Raw genomic sequence first — 22,766 nt, forward strand, 5'->3', positions numbered from 1 at the left:
GGAGGGTTCACACAATGAATATCGAGATTCCCAAGAAGTTCAAACCCCTGATCAACAATGCCTATCAGGTGGCGCAAAGCACCCTCCGCCCGCTGTCCCGCAAGTACGACCGTGGCGAGCATGACTATCCCAAAGAGCTGGACATGCTGGCGTCGGTACTGGACGGCTTCAATGAAGGCGACCCGGCCAATTCCGCCGGTGCCGCCACCACTGGCAGCGGCAAGGTTCAGGACGACGGCAGCGTCAAGAACGGCGGCAACATGGGCGTGTGCCTCGGCGCCATGGAAATGTGCTATGGCGATACGGGCTTCCTGCTGGCCATGCCCCGTCAGGGCCTGGGTAATGCCGCCATTGCAGCGGTTGCCAACGACGAGCAGCTGGAACGCTTCAAGGGCAAGTGGGCGGCCATGGCCATCACCGAGCCCAGCTGCGGCTCCGACTCTGCCGCCATTCGCACCACCGCCAAAAAGGACGGCGATCATTACGTTCTGAATGGTGAAAAAATCTACGTGACATCCGGCCAGCGGGCCGACTGCGTGGTGGTCTGGGCGAGCCTGGATCCCAAGCTGGGTCGCGCCGCCATCAAGTCCTTCGTGGTGGACTGGGGCACCCCGGGCATGGAACTGGCCCGGCTGGAAAAGAAACTGGGCATTCGCGCCTCCGACACTGCGGCCATCAACTTCATTGATTGCCGTGTGCCCGCAGAGAACCTGCTCGGCAGCCCGGAGATCGACACCAAGAAAGGGTTTGCCGGGGTCATGGAGACTTTCGACAACACCCGCCCCCTGGTCGCGGCCATGGCCATCGGTTGTGCCAAGGCATCCCTGGAGCGCATCAAGGAGCTGCTCAAGGATCACATGCAGTACGACTACGCAAAGCCGGTGGATAACTGCTCAGCCATCGAAGCGGAAATCTACAAGATGGAAGCGGAATGGGAAGCCGCCTACTGGCTGGCCGTGAAAGCCGCCTGGATGGCCGACAACAAGAAGGCCAACACCCTGGAAGCCTCCATCTCCAAGGCCAAGGCCGGCCGGGTAGGTAATGCCATCACCCTGCGTTGTGTCGAACTGGCCGGCACCCTGGGCTACACCGAAGATGAATTGCTGGAAAAATGGGCTCGTGATTCGAAGATTCTCGATATCTTCGAGGGCACTCAGCAGATTCAGCAACTGGTTATCGCCCGCCGGGTACTGGGGCTGAGTTCCAAAGAACTGAAGTAACTTGTACCACTCCACACCACTCCCCGGCACAGCCCGCTCGTGCGGACTGTGCCGGGTTTCCAGCCATTGATCAAAAAACAGAAAAACCGACAGAATCAACCATTTAGCCCCCCTCTCAACCGGCCATCCGAAATACCTTCCGGCCAACCTTGTGACCTAGGTGACCGCACAGTCAGATGTTATTTTGCTATCGTATGGGAAAGGGATTTTGTCCGCTCATGGAACCACACGATATTTGCTAATGACCCAGCATAAAAGCGAAGAAAAACAACAACAAAACGCAGGTACCGAGGACGTCATTGTCGCCGGTGCTCCTGTCACTCCGGCAGAGAAAGCAGAGCTGGCGCATTTGAACGCCATGCTCCATCAGCGCCTGCGCGAACCCAAAGGGATGCACCGCGCATTTCCAGAACCACTGGAAACCATTTATCGACGCAGTCATCTTGAGATTACGCAGATGCTGCAGAATACCTTTTGGCCTTGGGTCGTTGTCAGTGTCGGTTTGTTCTGTATCCTGGGCGCATTGATGGCCCAGAATCAGCAAGCCGTTATCTACCCGTTAAATGCGGTGATTTCCGTGGCGGTGCTGGTACCGGTTGCCGTGCTCAAAATCAAGCGCCTGGCTCGGTTCATTCTCTACGTCAATGGACTTGCTGCCAGCGTCACCCTGCTTGCTTTCCAGATCGCCAGTGTGGTCCTGCCAGACCAGGCTCGCCAGAAAAGTGTATCCGAATACGCCATCATCTTTATCACCATTGCGGCATTCACTATTGCAAGGCTCCCTCTACGCCATGCTGTGGTCTGGGTTGGTGTCAGCATGATCTCGTCACGAGTCCTCGCCCTCATGCTGGGGCTGGATCCAGAGCTGGACGTCCTACTGTATTTTGGCGGCGGCTCGCTCATATTCGGCTATCTCCTCGGTTTCATTCAGGACGCCCGCGAGCGCACCGTGTTTGCCCAGGAATACCTGCTGGAAGAAGAGAAACGCCAGCTGAAACAACTGTCCAGCGAGCTGGCACAACTATCACGCAGCGATCAGCTTACCGGGCTGCCCAACCGACGCTACTTCGATGAGATGCTGGATATGCAGTGGCAGAAGGCCCTGCGTGAAGGCACCGACGTGAACCTGATGTTCATGGATATCGACTACTTCAAGCTTTACAACGACCACTATGGCCATCAGGCCGGAGACGACTGCCTGTTGCAGGTCGCCAAGGCCCTGGGTGGCCAGGTACTGCGCTCTTCAGACTTTGTGGCCCGCTATGGCGGTGAGGAATTCGTCGCCCTGTTCCACCGCACCAACCGTGAGGGTCTGGAGAAAATCGCTCACCGTCTGATCCAGTCCGTGGACGAACTGCAACTGCCCCACGAGAAAAGCTGTTGCAGCGACTTTGTCACCCTGTCCATCGGTATCGCCAGCCTGCGCCCCACCGCAGACAATTGCCCGGAAACATTGATCAAGCTGGCCGACGAAGCCCTTTATGAAGCGAAAAAGCAGGGCCGGCACCGTTTCCTGTTCAGCGACACCACAGAGACGCAAGCCGCCGTCAAACCAGCTTCCTGAGCGAGGTCAGCGAACGGCAAAGCCCGCGAACAAGACCAGAAAGCCGCCAACTTCGGCGGCGATCAGCAGGACCATGAAACCCGTCATGACACCACCCGGCAGGTGGGCACTGCCCAATCGGTGAGGGGACTGAAGCTGATTACGGGTGTCCTGCAACCAGCCATGCAGGATGTAGCTGCCCACCGCCAACGCAAAGAACAGCATGCTGGCCAACACCGCCGCCGTATTCACTGCATTGCTCCAGACACTGAGCGCGGCAAAGCGTTCCAGCACCAGGCAGGCAAAGGCATACATCAGGCTGGCCCGGTGGGCCACATCCACGTAGTAGTGAGCCCGGGATTTTTCACTGCGGGCGATCTGCCAGTACTTCCATACCCCGGTGAGCAAACCGGTCAGGAAAAACAATCCACCGCCCCACAACGCCCATTCCGCTGCCGTCATTATTGCCCCTCCATGGCGAAAAAGGCCGCCAGTTGTTTCTGCATGGCCGGTTCCGCATGGCAGTACCGCCGCCGCCCTGCCCGCTCGACGCGAATCAGACCTGCTTCCGCCAGCTCACGGACATGGTGTGACACCGTCGGAGCGCCAATATTAAGTCGCTTCATGAAGTCACCGAAGGCGCAGCCAGCGGGTACGTCTGCAAGATTGGCCTTACCGTGTTCACGGCAATGCGACACGATGACCTGATAAATACGCAAACGGTTAGCGTTGGAAAGCGCCCGGAATGCACCCGCCAGTTGCTCCGCTGTCTGTGTGTCCTTCTGTGCCAAAACGGTAACTCCCCGACAGAATAGTTTGACGGGTATAAAACTAACGGATAGTTTGATCAACATCAAACTAAACAGCATTGCAACTTCATACCGGGAGGCCCCGTGAGCTACGCTGAAACCCTGAACCAGTCCCTGCCCCTGCCCTGTGGCGTAAGTATTCCCAATCGTTTCGGCAAGTCCGCCATGAGTGAAGCGCTGGGCACCATCGACAACCATGCCACCCCTGCGCTGGAAACGCTTTACGGGCGCTGGTCCGACGGCGGCACCGGCCTGCTGATCACCGGCAACATCATGGTCGACCGCCTGCACACTGGTGAGCCCAACAACGTGGTGCTGGAAAACGAAAATGATCTTCCGCTGCTGACCCGCTGGGCCGAAGCCGGCAAGCGACAGGGAAATCAGATCTGGGTACAGCTCAATCACCCCGGCAAACAGATCCCGCGCATGCTCGCCAGCGGCGACACCCTGGCCCCCTCTGCCGTGCCGTTCGGCAAGGAACTGAAAAGCGCCTTCAAGACACCCCGTGCGCTCACCGAAGAAGAAATCCGCGACATCATCAAACGCTTTGCCACCAGTGCTGCCATCGCCAAAAAAGCCGGCTTCACCGGCGTGCAGATTCATGGCGCCCACGGCTATCTGGTCAGCCAGTTCCTGTCCGGCCATCACAACCAGCGTGATGATCAATGGGGCGGCTCACTGGAAAACCGCATGCGCTTCCCGCTGGAAATCTATCGCGCCATCCGCAAGGCCGTGGGTGAGGATTATCCGGTGAGCATCAAACTGAACTCCGCAGACTTCCAGCGCGGCGGCTTCACCGAAGAAGAATCCATGAGCGTGGCCCAGACCCTGGCTGAGGAAGGTCTGGACCTGCTGGAAATTTCCGGGGGCAACTATGAAAACCCGGCCATGGCGGGTGCCAAGGGCGTTCGTGACAGCACCGCTGCTCGTGAAGCCTACTTCCTGGATTACGCTCACAAGATCCGCGAGCGCGTTTCCATCCCGCTAATGGTCACCGGTGGCTTCCGCTCCGCCAAAGCCATGGCAGAAGCGGTAGAAAGTGGCGCCACCGACATTGTTGGTATCGCCCGTCCACTGGCCGTGGAACCGGACCTGCCGAAACGCATTCTCGCCGGACAGGATGGGGTGATCAGCCGTGTGACTCCGCGCAAGACCGGCATCAAGGCCATTGATGAAATGGCCATGATGGAAGTGTCCTGGTTCTCCCGCCAGCTGCATCGCATGGGCAAGGGGCAGGACCCCAAACCTGACGAAAGCGTATTGCTTTCATTGTTCAAGGTGATTACCAGCATGGGGCTTGGCAGTTTTCGGACGAGGCGTATGCGGGCAAACACCTAACAGCAGTTAATAGTTAACAGTGAATAGTTAATAGCTGAAAACAAAAAGCCCCGAACGTTCGGGGCTTTTTGGTAAATGGCTTAGTCGCGGACTGGCTTGATCTACAGCCTTTCCCCTTGTCGCTTAACCATCGGTCGCGGAGTACTCGCGGTCTCGGTGCACGATCTTTTCGTCCGGGAGAATGACGGTCAGGTCTACTCGGCGGTTGGCCTGGGATCTGACGCCCTCCTGGGCCACTCGTCCACCGCTGTTGGAGACTGATGCGTAACTGCTGTTCAGGCGGGTCAGCAACGCGCTGTGAACGGTTTCGGCCCGGTTGGAAGCGAGCACATCATTATCTTCGGTACGCTCGCCATCCGCGAAGCCTTCTACCACCACGCGGCCATCCGTATTGCGGTTGAGTGACAGGGCGATGGCTTCGACGGCAATCACGCCTTTCAGGCCCATCTCGGACTGCCCCAACGGGTAGTAGAGGGACACCTTGCCGGCCTGCTGGGGCAAGGCGTGCACCTTTTTGAGGGTGCCCGTACGAACTACTCTGGCCACGCTGCGCGGCTGGTTATCGACTTCATTCACATAGATCGACACATACTCTCCGGATCGGCCACCTTTACCCTTGTAGGCAAGCAGGTAGGACTGGTCATCCGCATTTCCGGCCACCGCACGGCCCAACAGCAGCCGCCAGCCTGCGGTATCGCCGCACGCCCGGCCTTCGCACTCATAGGCCAATTCATAACCCCGTGAGGCAAGCGCCTTGCGGTAATGTGCAGTAATACTGAGGTTGCTGTCTGCCGGACGATGGTCCAGCACGTAATCCGTGGTTTTGCCGACCACAATGATTTCTCCACCGCTGGCGTAACCCGCCTGTTCCGGATTGCTGTCCAGATAGCGCACCGGCGCGCTCTGCAGCGCCACCTTGTCCAGTGCCTCATAGTGGCGAGAGACAAGGATTTCATTCTTGAACAGGCTGGCCGGATCCAGTGCCAGAGAAACAGAAGCAAGGCTGCATAGTGCTGCCATCAACGCAGGACGAAACATGAGAAAGCTCCCTATTTGAGATTTTTGCAGTTGCGATTAGCGGTGACATTCCCTTCGCAGCGGATTGGCGTCTGCATGCGAATCACCGAGTGGGCGGATAATGGCAGGTGGTAACCACCGTGCAGAGCGCCATAGGTCTTGCAACGTAACCAGTCACCGGGCCCGCCGAAGCCACCAAACAGATCCAGGCTCTCCCAGACCAGCGCATTGATAACCGGTACGGTCATTTCCTGACACCACATGGTCCTTACGGACAACAGGTTGGCATCCTGCACGTTCATGGCGGTACCACCGGCAGAGATGGCGGTCGTTGGCCTTTGCTTGAGGTTGTCATTGGGAATCTGGTAGGGACGCCGGTTACCGGACACTTCCCGAAACTTGCCGCCATGGGGACAAGCCGAACCCGTGCAGGGCTCCAGGACCCAGGCAGGTTTGGCCAGTTGGCTGAAGACCGCCTGGGTCGGAGAGGTCACTTCCACCTTTGCCCCCAGTGCATGAGTGGTTTGATACGCCAGCACGTGCTTGAGCATCTCGGCTTCATAATCCACCAGGCCCGGGGTTTCTCCCGGAGCGACCCGGTAGTTATCCGGCATCATGCCCCTCACCAGTGCCGATTTCATGTCGGCCGTATAGGCATGATTGAGACTGCCGGCGCGGGCCGCCCTGAAGGTGGCATCGTTAAGCGTGGCCTTGGTCCGGTAGAGCATACCGAACTGGAGAATGGCAAATATCAGCGGCACACCCCAGGCGAAGGTAATCAGAAACTCCGTCATGGCTTGCCCTTTCTGGCGTCCTTGCCGAACCGGGCTCACGGTGCACCACTCCCACCCTTCCCGGTCAGAGCGGATGCCAGCCGGTCGCGGAAATTAGTGAACTTTTGCGCTTCTTCGGGAGAACTGCCGACAAAGCGCCTCTGCGCCTGCATTGCCAGTTGCAACGATTGCCGGGCTCTGACCACCGAAAGGTTATACCAGCCGCGTGCCTGCTCAGGATCCAGTTCCAGACAACGCTCGTACATGGTGACCGCGGCATCGAGCTGGCCACTTCGGGCATAAATGTTCCCCAACCGAAACCAGGCCTGGTACAGCTCGGGGTTGGCGTCGACCAGCTGCTGATAATAGGATTCAGCCTCGGACCACAATCCATAGCGATAACTTTCTTCAGCCAGCGCCAGAGTATTCGACGTCTCCTCCTGGTGCTTCGAATTCGATGCGCTAGTGGCACATCCGACCAGCAGGCTAACGGCCAGCAGCATCAATAATCTGTACATAACATCCCTCATCAAAACCTCTTGCCCGGGCCACGTTGGCCGCAAGCTCGATTACTGTGTCTGCCTTGATTGCAAAGGCCATAGTCCAGGGCTTTAGTGACTCACAAATCCGCACAACCCTTCCCGACTTGTCGAGAAAAACCACATCAATGGGAAAGCGCATAAAGAACATGTGGATGGACCGGCAGCGGCGGAAAAACAGGCCTTTATCAACAGGTAAATGGCTATAGACAGTCAGTCCCAGAAACCGCTGGGAAAACGTCCTTGCCTCGGTCAGCTCCAGATCCGCGGCGGGATCTCCGTCGATGACCACCTTCACTGCAGGGTCTCCCAAAGCTTCATGCCAATCGGGAAACCGATAACAATAAAGGTGGCGGGAAAAATGAACGCCACCAGCGGGAAGATCAGTTTTACCGGTGCCTCCATGGCTTTTTTCTCCGCCAGCTGGAAACGCTCGATACGACGCTGGTTGGCCTGGATCTTTAGCGTCTCGCCGATACTGGCCCCGGTTTTCTCTGCCTGGACCACCGCATTAACGAAGGTGTTGACCGAGTCGATATCAATCCGGTCCGCCATCAGACGGAGCGCATCAAAGCGGCCCATCCCCGCTCTCAGATCACGAACCACCTTGGACATTTCTTCCTTGAACGGGCCATCAGGGCCCTTCTCCACCGCATGATTGATTGCCCCGGTAAAGTTGGTGCCGGCCTGAATACTCATGGACAGATAATCCAGATAGGTAGGTAACTGGCGAACAATGCGGTCCCTGCGCTTGTTGGCCAACTCCCGGGACTTGAGCAAGGGCAGAATGAAACCCACCACCAGCGCACACAACACCCAGAACCAGTCAAACGCATCGAGCATAAGAGCGCCGATCACGCAGCCCACGGCTGCCAGAATCCCAACTACCATCTGCAACCCCAGAAATTGTTGCGCATTGAACATGAAAGACTGCCCGGACTGGGCCAGCATCCGGTTACGTCTGGCCACCTGCTCCGCCTTCATGGCACCACCAAAGTAGTGGGCAAAAAAGGTAATCAGGGGCCATATCAACCTGAGCAAAGGCGGCAGGGGATCCATGAACTCCCGTTCATCCTGTTCCACCTCACTGAAAACACGGCGGAACGCCACGAACAGCACCACCAGCGAACAAGCCAGCAGCACCAGGGCTGCTACCGCATAGATACTCTGCATCTCAGACATCGATCGACACTATCTTCCGGATAAACCAGAAGCCCATCAGTTCCATCACCACAATCAGGGCACAGGCGCCCCACCCAATATAGGTGGTGAAAAACTTGTCCACCGCATCCGGTTCGATCTGGGCAATGGCGAAGCCCACCACAAAAGGCAGCAATGCCATCACTGCTCCCTGCGCTTTACCCATGGCCGTTAATGAGCGGATCTTGCCTTCAATCTCGATCTTTCTGCGGATCGTATCGGAAAGCCGCTCCAATACTTCCGCCAGGCTGCCGCCCACATCCCGGGCGATCTTCATTCCCGCTACAGTCATCTGCAGTTCGTCACTGGAAATTCGCTGCAGCATGTTGTCCAGGGACACACTGAAATCGACACCCATCTTCACTTCCCGAAGCAACAGGCCAAATTCCTGCTGAATCGGCCCCTTGGATTCCTGAACCATCAGTTCCAGCGCGGATGAAAGGTTGGAGCCAGCCCGTAGCATGGCGGCAATGGAAGACAAACCGTCCGGGAGAGCGAGATTGAATTTCTCCCGACGTTTGGCATGCAGAAAGGAATACACCACCCGAGGGGATGCGGCGAGAATGGCTGCCAGAAACACACTGAAAAACAGGTTGCCGCTGATCAGCCACACCAGCAGGGACGACACCAACAGCACCCAGAAACCAATCACCAGCAGCCGGGAAGGATCGATGAAGATGAACATGTCCGCCAGATTGGTTTCGGCGTTCATCTTGAAGTGGTCCTGATACTTGTGCAGTGCCGTGGTGAAGATCTTGTACGTCACAAGCGACAGTGCGAACACACTGATACAGAGCAGAACCAGAACAACCGCCAGACTAGAATCCATGGCCAAGATCCTGAGGTTGCTGAACGTTATTGAACAGGCGCATGTCTATCTTCACATTGCGCTGTCGCAGCCCTTCGATGAAGTCCGGCACATTCCCGGTAGAAACGAACTCACCACTCACCTTGCCGTCGGCGCCATAGCCAGAGTGGGCAAAACGGAAGATTTCGGAGAGTTGAATCACCCCCGCTTCGATCCCGTTGACTTCAGTAATGCTGGTGACCTTTCTGGAACCACAGGAGAAACGGGTCTGCTGAACAATAATGTCGATGGCAGACGAAATCTGTTCACGGATGGCCTGCACCGGCAGCTCCATGCCGGACATCAGTACCAGCACTTCAATCCGCGACAGGCAGTCACGGGGGGTATTGGCATGGATGGTGGTGAGAGAGCCATCATGGCCGGTGTTCATTGCCTGAAGCATGTCCAGAGCCTCGCCACCTCGACACTCACCGACCACGATGCGGTCAGGGCGCATACGCAGACAGTTCTTCACCAGGTCACGGATGGTGACCTCCCCCTTACCTTCCTGGTTCGATGGCCGCGCCTCAAGGGAAATCAGGTTGGGCTGATAGAGCTTGAGTTCGGCCGCATCTTCCACGGTGATGATGCGCTCCCCGTCGGGAATGAAATTGGACAGCACGTTCAGCAAGGTGGTTTTACCGGAACCTGTCCCCCCGGAAATCAGAATGTTCTTCTTCTGCTCTACCGCCAGTTCCAGGAACGCCACCATCTTTTCGTCCATGGAGCCAAAACGCAGCAAGTGATCGGACGTGAGCCGTTCCTTCATGAACTTACGAATCGTGATATTCGGCCCTTTCAGTGCCAGCGGAGGAATCACCGCATTCACACGGGAACCATCCTTGAGTCGCGCATCCACCATAGGAGAGCTTTCATCAATGCGCCGCCCCAGTGGCGAAACGATCCTCTCAATGGCCGAGATCACGGCAGAATCGTCAGTAAAGGTTACCTCGGATTTCTGTAATACCCCGGACTTCTCGTAGAAAATCTCATCCCGGGAATTGACCATGATTTCGGAAATCGTCTCGTCCGCAATCAGCGGCTCCAGCGGCCCGAGCCCCACCGCTTCTGCCAGTACCTGGCGGGCCAGCTCTTCCCTGTCGATGTCGGCGTCCAGATCCGCCTGATCCTGAATGATTCTATCGACGGCTTCGGAAGTCAGTACCCGCAAGGCACTGTCATCCATCTCCGCCACATTGATACGGCGCAGGTCCATGTAGGTGACCAGAGAACGACGGATCGTGGCACGCCAGAACGCCATTCTTTGTGCCTGGGCACTGCCAGCCGTACTGATATCCGCATCATGAAGCACAGGCACGCTGTCTCCCGCGCTGCTACTGCTGCTGGCAACCTCAAGCCCCTCCGCATGGCACTGCAGGCGATAATCGCCAATGGAGATCGTATCCTCGCGTTTTAAAGGCCCATACTCGGTCACTCTGGCGTCGTTGACATAGGTGCCCGCCTTGTGGCCCTTGTCTACGATGAAGACCCCGCCTTCACGAATTTCAAGCAAGGCATGGTCAGGACCAATCTTGCGTCCCACCATGGGGACCAGACTGGCGTCACTGCGACCCAACACATGCTGGGGGCTGTCACTGCGATAACTGCCAACCAGGGTTCCCTTGCGGGTTTTGACCAGGACATACAGCATGATCTACTCCAGCAGCAGGGTGTCGAGTTCAGTATCGAGTTTGACTTCCTCGACATAGCTCTGAACCTTACTCACCAGGGCCTGATTGTCGTCATCTTCAACCTGAACAATGTGTGGAGTCACCATGATCAGCACCTCTGCTTCTTCCACTCGGTCATCCTTGCTGCTGAACAATCTGCCCAGGATCGGAATATCACCAAGGAAAGGCACTTTCTGGGTCTGGGATGAGCTGACATTGGAAATCAGGCCAGAGACGACCAACGAATCGTGATTCTTGAGATTGATGGTGGTGGCGGTACTGCGATTAAGAAGACCGGGGATACCGTTTACCTGGACGGCAGGGTCAATATTGCTGACCTCAGCCGCAAGGGAAATCATGATGTCTTCACCCTGCACCACTGGCGCGATATTCAGCAGAACACCGTAATCACGAAAATCCACATTGGTGAAACCATCCTGGTTAATCACCGGGATGGGGAATTCACCACCAGCTTGAAATTCTGCAGTCGCACCACTACGGGCAATCAGTCTCGGCGCGGTAAGGATCCGTGCATTGCCTGCCTCTGCCATGGCATCAATGGTGGAAGTGATGCCTGTGGTGACCCCAAAATACTGCAGGGTGTCATAGCTGTTCACCGGATAGTTGGCATTTTGCAGGGCATTGCGAATTTCGCCGGGCAGGCCATTTTGTGCCGGACTGATTACACCAAACACCGGATTGGTAGTCACCGGCGCATGGACGCCATAGGCTGGACCAGCAATCTCGTTGTCCCACCTGACTCCCAGCTTCTGGATATCCTGGCGTTTGATCTCAACAATTTTGACATCCAGACGAACCAGTTCTGCCTTTTCAAAACCGTCGTCACGTACCAGGTTAATCGCTCCCGGGAGCTGACCAATAATACGGTTGATGGTTTGGGTAAAATCGCTGGAAACCCGGCCCTTGAAAACCAGGTTCTGGCCCATTTTCTCGACGGTAAGGCCATCCACATGGCTGGCCAGCTGCTCAGCCACCTTCATCTGACGATCCACCGGCAGCGGGGTCACAGATACCTCAAGAGAAACCTGCCGATCCGCCTCCTTCCACACCGATACCGTAGAAATACCGGGCTGGACCCCGATCAACAGCAGATTACCGTCATCCAGTACCTTGTAGTTGACGACATCGGGATTACCCACCGCAACGCGGGTCACCGTCCCCAGAGTGAACGTTCTGGCCTGGCCGGCAAACAAATCCACATTCCAGTTAGCCGCTTGTGACAGCCCCGGTGTCAACACCCCAAAAACCAGTGACAGAAAGAGCAATACCTTTTGCACCGGAAAACACCTGGTTATTACATCCATGAAGAATCCATCCACCATTTAATTCGAGCTTTGCGCGTCGTCATCCCACTGATGCCGCGCAAGGCTGTATACACGACCACTTTCAGCTGCCTGTTCCTGCCAGACACCCTCTTCCTGCCGGGAAATGACCTGGCTGCTGGAACTCAGAACTCCGCCGTTGGAGCGCCCGCCAGCAATAATCTCCACCCCATTACCGTTACCCAGCTCATCACCGAAGCGGGCGACGCCGGTATCATCGGGATGTCTCAGAAGAAAGAAGACCTCTCCTTTTTCCTCAGCCGTGAGTACCGACTGGATCTTGTCCACAGGAATACCGAGAGTGATCGAGTTATAGAGTGTGCCGTCGCCCTGCTGCCCCACGTCCGCAAGAGTACGCACCCCGGTGGCCAGAACCGTGGCGTTATCGAGCAAGTTGATGATCGGAGGGCTGTCCGAGACATCGGACTCTTCACTATCGAGCAGCAACACAAGATCCACGCTGTCGCCAGAATTGATCATCCCTTCGATGGATTTCAGGGGGTCGGCTTCCAGGGTGACCGCTCGCTCTCCAGGCCTCAGCAACTCGGCAAAGCTGCCAGAGCCCGGAGCACCCGCGACAAAAGCCTGAATAAGGGGGGATCCAGACCGCATGGGCACCTTCAAGCGGAGTCCTTCAACGGCGCCAAAGGCATCCACTACAATGACACCGGACGGCAGATACTGGCCTGGCATATCCATCACCGCCATGTTGTGGGAACCAATAACGTCACCCGGGTACAAATCCGACTTGGCGACCACCACGGTGACGGGCTGCTCCATCTGGTTTAATTCCTGCCTCAACGCGGTTTCACGCTGCTCCAGGTAGCTGAATCCCAACCAACCGGCGAGAGCGGAAAGCCCCACTGCAACCACCAGCATGATGAGAGCGGCGTACTTTTTCATTTGAAATACCCTGCTATTTATAATGGCTAACTAATCGAGAAACTCAGTTTCAATCCGGCACCGACATGGCCCATACATAGGATTCCTGATTCGCCTGGAAGGCGGCGATCAGCAAAGTCATTGCACTTTCACCGTTGAACACCGGTGCATACAGCGCGGCGATCAAAAAGACTGTGGCGACGATATACTCCACATAGGCCTGCCCGCGCTGATGCCGTTTCAGACCCGACGTAGTTCTCGTAACACTGTGACTCATCGTTTCTTCCATGATTAATGAATAATCTCGACGGCAAATATGTGAGACTTGCTACCCTGTTGAGTGAGGACAATCTCCATTTCACGGTCATCCCTGGCGACTGTGAGAGCAGCAGCGCCTTTCTTGACATCAAGATTGCTCCTGACCACATTCCAGTGCTGACGCTGGTAATGCCCCATGTAGTAGCGATAGTTACTGGCAATGGAATGGCCGTTCTCGACCAGCAATGTGCGGGATCGACGACCTGAATCAGTGGCACTGATATCATTCACCACCAGCGAGTCAGGCAGCCGCGGGAAGCCTGTTCCAGGGTCAGGGGTTTTCTTGCTGACGGCACCCCAGTTGCTGATACCAATCTGCGCATAACCGGTGTTTCCCAGCTGGGAAACCTGAACCGTGACGTAGAACTTGTCGTGAGGGGCACTCAGGATCACCCACTGCCCCTGCTCATGCTCTTTGAACTCGATCTCTTCCTCGCGCCAAGTATTCCGATAGAAATCAAGCAGCTTTTGTCTGCCAGGAAGGTATTCAAAACTGAATATCTTCATGGGCACGCCATTGAAGACCATGTCCTCAGAAACCTGGGTCACGCTGACGCTCTCAGGCACGGGAACATCTGGCCACCCTGAAGCATGTGTAATACTGGAAAGCAGCAGGCCAGCACAAACAAGAAATCGATTCACTAGTGTCATGATGTCACTCAACGACAGGCAGAAGGGGTTGTAGAACCTGAATAAGTGGATAATCGCTGGCATGGCGCCACTTCAACATCCACCTTGCCAAACTCAAGATTGTCACTTCTGATTTCAGGAAAGAGGAAACCAACAAGGTTTAGGCCTGTCCTGATAACCCCGTTATCCAACAGATCAGTGGGAACAATGTTCTTTACACGGGATTTTGCCTGAACAGGGCTAGCGGCATTCCATGCGTTATCAAGCAAAACGTAATGGTGCTTCATGGAAAGATTACTGGCTGGAATCCAGTCCTGATCCGGATCTTCAAGGGGCATCGCGACAGCAGCCTTGCGATAACCAGTGGTATCCAGATCCAAGCCTTGCACCACCAGTCTCATTCCACCTGAACCAAGAATCCCACCCAGATCTGCCTTCAGAGTGCTGGATGTTACGGCTGCACCGGTGGAAGATGTATTGGCACCTTTCGCTACAGTGTTGTATCCGGGCTTCTTCAAATAAGCGCTATACAACATGGGATCGAGTTTTGCCTGATCGGCGGAGCCCGGTGCCTGGTGATCCGTCCGGCTGTTAAATACATGATCCGGTTTGCCCATGACCCGGTAACGGGATTCCCATGCCAGCTGTTGATCGCTCTTGCTATGACCGGATCCCCCACCTGGCCAGGCGACTTTCTCCCAAGCGCTATAGCGCGCGGCTTCATAGGTCTTGTGGCGCAACTCGCCTGCCTTGGCGAGGTAAGAGACCCCGATAAAAGCAGGGACGAGAACAAAAATGGTTGCCACCAGAAAACCTACAAGGGACTGCCCTTGGGCCTTTCGTGATAACTGATAACTTTTTCTCATCCTTGAGAGCTCGACAGTCATGTTAAAATTTAAGAACAAAAATAGGGGTAGCAGCAAAAAGCCACGCCCAAAATATAGATAATTTAAATACCTTCACCCTAATTTATTATAAATTCAGCACCTAAGAGACCGCCGTTTTCAATAATAAAAAAAGACTCTGACAACTGAACAAAAGTCAGCATCTGACACTAATCAAAACCCTTTGCACGGGCCAAAGCATTATCTATATAACTCAAAACTTTCGCATGAACCTCATTCCATTTAAGACTCGTGCTACCATGAACGGTCATTTGATAAGAGATATGATAATATTCATTAAAACCCACAAGAAGACACTCACTGGTCTTTAAGGGAGCCCCGGAACAGACAGATACGAAACCCTCATCGTTATCAACAAAATATGTTTTCTCCCTAATCGTACCGTCACTTCGAGTTTTTTTCTCTGTAAAAACCTTTACACTCTCACGATCTTCAAACGGGGTTTCCGAACTCGCTATTGAAATCCAGCTTTTTACATTCACATCTCTTTTGTCGACATAAATACTCATATAGGTGTTAATTCCTCCATTACATCCCTCCACTGCAGGGAGACAAAACTTCATATTCAACGCTTTAGGGTTTCTATATGGGTTAGTAAACGGATCAGGAGAAGTATCAGAATCCAAACACTCCTCTGAAACAGCAATTTTTATAGAGTCATCACTGCCTGGGCCAGCAATATTTGAACCGTACCTATCAGATAACGCCATCTTTATCAGCTCTCCTTGAAGGCACCACCCATCTGGATCCTCATAACTTTTATCAGATGAGCACCCGACCATAATTATCAACACAACACACAATGACAGGTATCTCATCACTCCTCACCCTCAAAAATCAACAACGCTGAACTACCATAAATTAATCCGACAAGATCGAGGTAATGAGCTTTCATTTCATTCCTTATAATTTGTCGATCAGTCATAGGGAGCCACTCATCGAACTGAATACTAACTGGATCATTATTTGAAAACACAACCCCTTCTTTCTCCAAAAGGGCAGTTGCTTTAGTTTCTACAGACGACGCGTACTTCGCATTCCTTTCCGTATCTCCGGATACATTAATTGCTTCATCCATCCTTGCCACAACAAGCTCGAGAACTTCAGGGTCATACCCCCCACTTTCAATACTATCTTTGTTGTAATCGTCGTAATCTCTAATAGCTTGATCAGCAACTCTTCTAGCTGGAATGACTTTTCCATTGGCGATAATCTCAAGTTCTCTTATCTTTTCAAGATAATAGATAGTTTCCGTCGCATAGAGTTCTGATAGACTTTCCTTAGCCGCATCCTTTCCCTCTGAATGCAGCCTCATAGTGGCCTCCTCCACTCTTTCAAATCTTTCTCTATAACTGCGATAATAACCGTCCTGTAATGCAAGAGCTTCTTGAGTTAGCTCACCTTGTATCACTCCCAAAATCTCATATACCATCGAGAAATCAAGATCCAAATTTTCAATTTTAATTGCCTGATCCAAGGTGCTAATCCCATAATCAGAAAAAACACCCTTCACTATCCTCTCTATATTTCCGAAGGGGTCTTGCTCAATAAGCATTTTAATCGTGAACTCCATGAATAGATGATTTGCTCCTTTTTGAGCCAACGCACCTATTTTAATAACCGTCTCAGCTCCTTTATGTAGCTTTAGGGCGTCAACCGCAGCTTCACCCAACTCTTCCATTATGCTGACAGTAGCCTCTCCACTTTTTGAAGCAGCCGTCAGTCTGATTACAGCATCAATGCTATTTTTTAAAACCAAAAACTCATACGCTTTTAAATCATCAGACCAATACGAGGCATCAATTTTATCTGGGCCTAACACATCATCTGCGCACCTTGGCTCGTAATTCCCATAAGCCGCGTATATCAACGCCTCTTCTTTCCAGTTTTGTGAGTTTGGCATCAAGAGCTGACCAATAGCATCAAGGACAACACCACCGCTTGTGGACTGAACGTTACTTGCAGCCCATAGATCCTGTGTTGAATAATTAGTTCCGACCTGTTCTGCAGGCTTAACCAGGCCATATGGCATGCTATCTTCCCGGAGCGAATTCCGCTGACCTACAGCAGGAGCTCGACCATCCAAATCGACGAAACGGTGCGGCTGTCCAAGAGCAAACAGATGGAGATCAAGACCTACTTCCAACCCCTTCGGGTCGGGACTTAAATAGCGGCCTATCGCCGGATCCAGATATCGGTGAGTGTTATAATGTAAACCTGTCTCAGCATCGTGATACTGATTAGATCCACGCAATGGCATAGCCAACCAAGCCCCTTCCCGGGTATGACTGGCCCCGTTGTCACCCACTCCTGCTTGCCAGATAACCCTTTGTTTTTTATCCGTTACAGCAAGGGGGGCATATCGATGATCCGTATGAATCGGATAATATTCATTTCCTTGGTTCATCAGGACAGGCCTGTTTCCAAGATAGAGGAATTGCCGCTGTATTCCGGTTTTTGTGGCTTCAGCAACCAACTTATTCCCGTCATATAGAAATAGTGTTGTCACGCCACTATTTTGATCAAAATGATTATCTTCAGGATTTGCATAGACGGTTTTGGATATGCGTTCCCCAAAAAAATTGTATTTGTAGTTGGCCACCAGGGCCCGAGCACCACTGCTCTCTTCCTTGTAGACAGCAATCAACCGACCAAAAACATCCCTTTGATAGTGATGGCGTCCATCATTAATCAATTCACCGCGTTGATTATAATTCGCAGAGCTCCAATTTACCGGCTGCCCCTCCGGACCATCACCGTCTGGAGCAGTAAAGTTACTGACAAGCCCTATCATTTCCAGTGACTTGCGCAGGAACCCTCGTTCATCATGTGGAGTTGTTTCAGCTGGATAGTGATATTCAACGTCCGGATTGTAGGTTTTTTCATAGACGGGATTGCTAAATGGGACGATCGAGAGAGTGCTGTTTGGTGAAGGGTCAGTCCCAATTTCCTCCGTATTCAGGGATGCTTGAACTGAAACAGCAGAGTTGAATTGAACCCCTGATTTGCCTTTTCGCCAGTTAATATTGCTGAAGGCTACCTTTTCTCCACCCGCAAACGTGACATTTCCATCAATATCGATTGCGCTTCTCTGACTCAACTCATTGAAATATTCGAATTCTCTATCATTGATCGCCTCCCCTGCCCGGTTGATACCGGTAATCAGAGACTTGTTGCCGAATGTCCCCTTTCTCTCAACAGCAGACAAAGACCCGGCTTTAGGGTGATTTCCATCATGGTATCGGTATTGTAAGACCTCCCCACCTGGTAACATCTTGATTTCAAGGCGCCCGAAACGGTCGTACTGATAGCCCGTTTCAAATTCGGCATCATCAAAGATTCGCTTGTGCAAAGACAGCTTGCCAATACTGTTGTAACGGAATGACTCTGTATATATGGCATGACCATCTGTTTCATGGCGCACAAGTGACAAGCGGCCATTGTCGTCCCACTCAAGCTCAACCACTTCTGATTCGCTGGAGCGCCTGATTAACCTTCCGGCCACATCATATTTTTTCTGTATCTCAGAACCATCACTGTAACGGGTCATGGTTCGATTATCTGTTACATCATAACGGTAACTTGTTGTACCCGTGACAGGACTGCGTGTTCTGATTAGGCGGCCAAAATCATCATAGTGATATGATGTAATTCTCCCCTGCGAATCAAATCTAATGCTTATTTTGTTATTACGGTTTTGAACTATTTCTGACCTATAATCATTGGTAAACAGCTCTGCCAGATCTTTCTTATCAGTCGACTTATTCAGGGACAGTGTCCCATCAGCATCAAAGATGCTTTTCTGATTTACCCTGCCATCGAGGCCATACTCCCAGGTTATCCTTTGACCTTCCTGATCCGTAATCGCAACAAGATCACCGGATACATCATGCTCGAGCAGGAACGACTGACCGAGAAGGTTCTTGATCGTGTCGATTTTTCCCTGATAATCGTAGGTGAGTGTGATGGTCTGCCCGGCACGACTCAGGCTGGCCAGACGCCCACGCACGTCATACTCCATGGTGGATACAATCCCGTCTTTCTTTCTTGACGTGATGACCCTGCCGGCCTGGTCGTACTCGAATGACTCCGTTAGCCCCTTGGGAAGGGTCTTTCGTATCAGCCACCCTTTGTCGTTGTAGTGATACTGGGTGATGTCGGAATCTTCAGGTGTGCCTTTCGGTCCATTTTCCAGTGGCCCATCACGCTCCACCAAGCGCCCCATATCCCACTTATATTGCGTAGTACGCGCTATTTCGTGGTATTTCCCGATTTCGACAGGAGACCAGCCTGTCTCCGTCACGGTGACAGGAAGCCCCTGCTTGTTGCGGGTGATCTCCAGGACATGCTTTCCGTCCGGGTTAACACTGTCCCTTTCAATGCGACTCCGATCACCCTGGGTGGACAGCACGTCGCTCTCAGTGGTATCGGTGACCAGCTGAAAACCGCCACGGTAAAGATATTCATTATCTCCCCGCTGGCAGGGGCCACATCCAGGCCCAGCCACTTTGGTGACATGCGGCACACCACCGATCATCGAAGTGACGTAACGGCTGGTCATGCCATCCTGATCGGTGACCAGGGTTTCACCATCACCATATTCAAGTGTGACATTCTGGCGGGCACGCCCCTGGCGAGCTGACGAGATTGCCCGCCCCTTTTCATCGTAGGCCCAGGTGGAAATGCGAGTTGTCTTGCCTTTGTTGCCACTTGCCACAGCATCTGACTCGCCAAAGCCACTGCTTATCCCGGTCAGGTGATAAGGAAAGGCATCATTCTCGTAGTGATAGAGGCGTTCTGCGCCATCGTCATAACGAACCCGGTTAAGACGACCACTACTGTCATAGTCATAGTAGACATGTTGCCCACCCACAACCTTAACCTCAGCCAGCTTGCCATTATCATTGTAGGAAAAAGCAATCTGCCGGATGACCTCGTTACGGGTATAGGAATCCAGATCTTTGCTGGTCTGTTTCGCACGCTGATCACTGTTGTGATGCGCTTTTATTTGTTCCCTGACTCCCGTCAAGCGCCACTGAGGGTCATATTCCAGCAGGAGTTCGGGACCCGAGGTGTTGGTGACTTTCGCAAGTCGCCCCCCCTTCTTGTCCAACAGCAACAACTCTGTGCCATTCTCCCAGCGCCAGAGATACTGCTCACCGCTGATAACCAGCTCGCCGTCGCCATGCTGTACCGGTGCCATATGGCGTTCTGCATCTTCGCCGTATCCCGTCAGCGAAAAATCGATACGGCGACCATCGGCCTGCCACAGATAGACCTTGTTGCCACGATCGACAAAACGGACATCAAAGCCATGGCGCCAGTTGTTACCGAAGGGGCCACGAAACGTGGACAAGCTGTTGTAGTGGCGAACAAAATTGAGCCCCGGCAGATCGATATCCTTTTCTGCCTGATATTTATTACCGGTGACCACATGGATCGGATTGCCTACATGGGTTGCACTGATTCCGGTCTGAACCGACGCACCCGCATCAGACAATCCATTACGTGGGGCGATCTCCAGGGTACTGCCTGAGGCCTGAACCGTACTTGAATTGAAGAAAGAGTCATTCTGGTTGGCGCCCGGGAAAAGTGAATTATCTGGCGCAGAACAGGTTCTTGGGCTGCCATTACCCGGCCCGTCTGTGCCGTCTTCGGTCAGATCATTGCCAAGTCCGTCCGCATCATCGCCAAAACCACACTGATTCTGGTCTGCCCAGGCCTGTTTCGCGGCTTCCGTTGCAAAACACACACCCGGATCTTCGCATTGCTCGAGGGAGAGCCCCATTGATGGCAAGCACAGACTCAAAAGCAGAACGGCGCTCCACCATAATGACTCTGTAACGGCATTATCACGCATCCCTGCGCTGTGCTGATTTACAGCAACCTTTTTCACGGAAATTCCTTTTTCCACGGTTTATTTCAGGTTGTTATCCACGAATTCCAGGAAGGCTTCCTGCTTGTCCTGGTTATGCACTGCACCAAAGAACATTCTTGTGGTTCCGCCCTTGCTACGAACCAGCGTTATCGGCGTTGCTCCGGCCCATGACTGCCAACGGGCCTTGAACTCTTTCTGGTTCACAGTGATCACGTCATTCTGCTCAGCTATCGGCCACGCTCCCTGCTGATGCTCGTAGTCGTAGGAGGAGAAGTTTTTGTCCAAAGCTTCCGCCGGATCATCCGCTTCAATAATGGCCCGGGTTCTGGCATTGCTGTTGTTCTTGTAATAGGAAACCGCGACCCATCGGGCAGAGAACTCCGGGATGAGTTTCTTCAGTCTGGTGTAATGAATAGCACTGTAGGGACAGTTCGGGTCATAGATGATCATGAACCGTGTGTTGCCGTCGTTACCCACCAGAATATTTTCCTGCTGTGCAGTCTCCGTCCATATTCCGGCAGGGGCTGCCATATCATTTGCCAGCCCTGTTGCTGGTATGGCGACAATGAATATCCAGACAGCCAACCACCTATATCCCTGGTGCATTGCTATTCCTTTTTTGTTCCCTGATGACTGAATTAGGCAGACGATTGCCAGACTAGAAGCCCAATGCGGGCTTGTAGCAGCGATTAGATCGCAGATCTTCTACCTGCTGGAGGGTATAAACCTTTGGGGTGCCACTATCGAGTGAAATGGTGATGGTTTCCGCTGCGCCGTTATAGACAACCGTGGCAGTCTTACCGCTTTCGTCCTTCATCTGCAGGGAGCCACTACTGATCCGGTAGCTGTCGTCTGAATACTTGGGGTCTTCATCTTCCTTGCCGACATACAGGTCTGATACGGTCTTCACTTCGAAGTGCCCTTGTGGGCAACTTGCTGGTACCTGACCGCCCTGAAAAGCAAGGAACTCCATTCCATAGATCCCTTCGTACCGCTCGATATGGGATTCTTCCACCGGGTTATCGCCTTGTGGTTCGTATTCAAGCCACAGATTATTTTCTTCATCACCCAACTGGGTAAGAGTGACTGTTTTCTTATCCTCAAAATTAGACGACATCCTTACAACTGAATACTGACTGGTCCCCCCCCCAGTAGCACCATATGCTTCTGTTCCAGTATCCGCCCTTTCAAGAAGCATATGGGCACTCAAGTATCTTGACTGATCAATATTTCCACCCAGTACCCCTTTCGCTGACAAGGGCTCATCAAGACTGATTCCTGATTTCTCGTAGCCAATAAAGCTGGTTTCGTTGGCAAATTCTCCGCTCCCGGGTCCGGATACGGGATAGCCAATTTTCCGAAAGCCACTAAAAGTTGCTGGACTTCCGCCAGAGGTTACCGTGCTCTCCACGCAACTTTTATAGACTGATGAGATCATGTCGAAGTTGCCACCGCTATAAGGAGAATTTGTCGCCTCCAGCTTTTGCTCCAGCACCTGGAAGCTTCCACTTGTCTCACACGAATAGCTGGAGGAAGCCCTTCCTGACCCAGTGAGGTCTACCCCAAGTGCCAGATTCAAATTCGTTGCCATACGGGTTAGTGGCAACATGGTGTCATCTATTACTGACCCTGGTGCCAATATCGCTACAGCGTCTTCATCCACAAAGGAAGCCGCTTTCACCATACGCAACGGATCATTTGGCGTGACATCCTGGTCTGCCGGATTCGACGAGGCAGAGGTAGTACTACTACTGCCACCACTTCCTCCCCCTCCACAAGCCGTAATCAGCCCAATAGAACAGGTGATGCCAACAATTCTGATAATGTCCTTTCTTGTTGATGTCATGCTTGATC

21 protein-coding genes are annotated in these 22,766 nt (G+C 53.2%); 3 read left to right on the plus strand and 18 right to left on the minus strand.

Annotated features, from left to right (window positions below):
* Positions 1 to 14 precede the first annotated feature (14 nt).
* Positions 15 to 1,220, plus strand: a complete 1,206-nt coding sequence (locus MWU49_RS09470; protein ID WP_246971112.1) for an acyl-CoA dehydrogenase family protein — start codon at positions 15 to 17, stop codon at positions 1,218 to 1,220.
* 241 nt (positions 1,221 to 1,461) lie between these two features.
* Complete coding sequence (locus MWU49_RS09475) at positions 1,462 to 2,784, plus strand: GGDEF domain-containing protein (protein ID WP_246971127.1); 1,323 nt, start codon at positions 1,462 to 1,464, stop codon at positions 2,782 to 2,784.
* 6 nt (positions 2,785 to 2,790) lie between these two features.
* Here MWU49_RS09475 and MWU49_RS09480 read toward each other — a convergent pair whose 3' ends face one another.
* Positions 2,791 to 3,225 (minus strand): hypothetical protein, encoded by a 435-nt coding sequence (locus tag MWU49_RS09480; RefSeq protein ID WP_246971138.1) that lies wholly within the window; start codon positions 3,223 to 3,225, stop codon positions 2,791 to 2,793.
* Positions 3,225 to 3,554 (minus strand): winged helix-turn-helix domain-containing protein, encoded by a 330-nt coding sequence (locus MWU49_RS09485; protein WP_246971141.1) that lies wholly within the window; start codon positions 3,552 to 3,554, stop codon positions 3,225 to 3,227. The genes MWU49_RS09480 and MWU49_RS09485 overlap by 1 nt, the downstream gene beginning before the upstream one ends.
* Before the next feature lie 102 nt (positions 3,555 to 3,656).
* On the opposite strand from MWU49_RS09485, the gene MWU49_RS09490 reads away from it, so the two are divergent.
* A complete protein-coding gene (locus MWU49_RS09490; RefSeq protein WP_246971144.1) occupies positions 3,657 to 4,910 on the plus strand; it encodes an NADH:flavin oxidoreductase/NADH oxidase family protein in 1,254 nt (417 codons plus the stop codon).
* Positions 4,911 to 5,033: 123 nt separating this feature from the next.
* Here MWU49_RS09490 and MWU49_RS09495 read toward each other — a convergent pair whose 3' ends face one another.
* The 16 genes from MWU49_RS09495 to MWU49_RS09570 form a co-directional block, all read right to left on the minus strand.
* Positions 5,034 to 5,948 carry a hypothetical protein gene (locus tag MWU49_RS09495; protein ID WP_246971148.1) on the minus strand — a complete coding sequence of 305 codons (915 nt, stop codon included), beginning with the start codon at positions 5,946 to 5,948 and terminating at the stop codon, positions 5,034 to 5,036.
* Between the two features lie 11 nt (positions 5,949 to 5,959).
* Positions 5,960 to 6,721, minus strand: a complete 762-nt coding sequence (locus tag MWU49_RS09500; protein WP_246971150.1) for a TadE family protein — start codon at positions 6,719 to 6,721, stop codon at positions 5,960 to 5,962.
* Between the two features lie 35 nt (positions 6,722 to 6,756).
* Positions 6,757 to 7,218 carry a tetratricopeptide repeat protein gene (locus MWU49_RS09505; RefSeq protein WP_246971153.1) on the minus strand — a complete coding sequence of 154 codons (462 nt, stop codon included), beginning with the start codon at positions 7,216 to 7,218 and terminating at the stop codon, positions 6,757 to 6,759.
* The gene (locus tag MWU49_RS09510) at positions 7,187 to 7,537 is read right to left on the minus strand and encodes a DUF192 domain-containing protein (RefSeq protein WP_246971156.1); all 351 of its coding nucleotides are present in this window, start codon (positions 7,535 to 7,537) and stop codon (positions 7,187 to 7,189) included. Before MWU49_RS09510 ends, MWU49_RS09505 begins: the two co-directional genes overlap by 32 nt.
* Positions 7,534 to 8,421, minus strand: a complete 888-nt coding sequence (locus MWU49_RS09515; RefSeq protein WP_246971159.1) for a type II secretion system F family protein — start codon at positions 8,419 to 8,421, stop codon at positions 7,534 to 7,536. The genes MWU49_RS09510 and MWU49_RS09515 overlap by 4 nt, the downstream gene beginning before the upstream one ends.
* Complete coding sequence (locus tag MWU49_RS09520; protein WP_246971164.1) at positions 8,414 to 9,268, minus strand: type II secretion system F family protein; 855 nt, start codon at positions 9,266 to 9,268, stop codon at positions 8,414 to 8,416. The genes MWU49_RS09515 and MWU49_RS09520 overlap by 8 nt, the downstream gene beginning before the upstream one ends.
* On the minus strand, positions 9,258 to 10,937 hold the full coding sequence (locus MWU49_RS09525) for an ATPase, T2SS/T4P/T4SS family (protein WP_246971166.1): 1,680 nt from the start codon (positions 10,935 to 10,937) through the stop codon (positions 9,258 to 9,260). Before MWU49_RS09525 ends, MWU49_RS09520 begins: the two co-directional genes overlap by 11 nt.
* Before the next feature lie 3 nt (positions 10,938 to 10,940).
* Complete coding sequence (locus MWU49_RS09530) at positions 10,941 to 12,254, minus strand: pilus assembly protein N-terminal domain-containing protein (protein WP_246971168.1); 1,314 nt, start codon at positions 12,252 to 12,254, stop codon at positions 10,941 to 10,943.
* 45 nt (positions 12,255 to 12,299) lie between these two features.
* Entirely contained in the window at positions 12,300 to 13,202 is a 903-nt protein-coding gene (cpaB, locus tag MWU49_RS09535) for a Flp pilus assembly protein CpaB (protein WP_246971170.1), read from the minus strand.
* Between the two features lie 49 nt (positions 13,203 to 13,251).
* Positions 13,252 to 13,458, minus strand: coding sequence for a hypothetical protein (locus tag MWU49_RS09540; protein WP_246971172.1), 207 nt, complete (start codon positions 13,456 to 13,458; stop codon positions 13,252 to 13,254).
* Positions 13,459 to 13,472: 14 nt separating this feature from the next.
* Positions 13,473 to 14,150 (minus strand): hypothetical protein, encoded by a 678-nt coding sequence (locus tag MWU49_RS09545; protein WP_246971174.1) that lies wholly within the window; start codon positions 14,148 to 14,150, stop codon positions 13,473 to 13,475.
* Positions 14,151 to 14,158: 8 nt separating this feature from the next.
* Positions 14,159 to 14,995, minus strand: coding sequence for a hypothetical protein (locus MWU49_RS09550; RefSeq protein ID WP_246971176.1), 837 nt, complete (start codon positions 14,993 to 14,995; stop codon positions 14,159 to 14,161).
* 188 nt (positions 14,996 to 15,183) lie between these two features.
* The gene (locus tag MWU49_RS09555; protein WP_246971178.1) at positions 15,184 to 15,744 is read right to left on the minus strand and encodes a hypothetical protein; all 561 of its coding nucleotides are present in this window, start codon (positions 15,742 to 15,744) and stop codon (positions 15,184 to 15,186) included.
* A 107-nt stretch (positions 15,745 to 15,851) separates the two neighbouring features.
* Positions 15,852 to 20,930: a DUF6531 domain-containing protein gene (locus MWU49_RS09560; protein ID WP_246971181.1), complete on the minus strand. Its 5,079-nt coding sequence runs from the start codon at positions 20,928 to 20,930 to the stop codon at positions 15,852 to 15,854.
* Positions 20,931 to 20,951: 21 nt separating this feature from the next.
* Positions 20,952 to 21,443 (minus strand): hypothetical protein, encoded by a 492-nt coding sequence (locus MWU49_RS09565; RefSeq protein WP_246971183.1) that lies wholly within the window; start codon positions 21,441 to 21,443, stop codon positions 20,952 to 20,954.
* A gap of 127 nt (positions 21,444 to 21,570) precedes the next feature.
* A complete protein-coding gene (locus MWU49_RS09570; protein ID WP_246971185.1) occupies positions 21,571 to 22,758 on the minus strand; it encodes a hypothetical protein in 1,188 nt (395 codons plus the stop codon).
* Between the last annotated feature and the right edge of the window lie 8 nt (positions 22,759 to 22,766).

The organism is Alcanivorax sp. S6407, from assembly GCF_023016115.1.
GTDB lineage: Bacteria > Pseudomonadota > Gammaproteobacteria > Pseudomonadales > Alcanivoracaceae > Alcanivorax.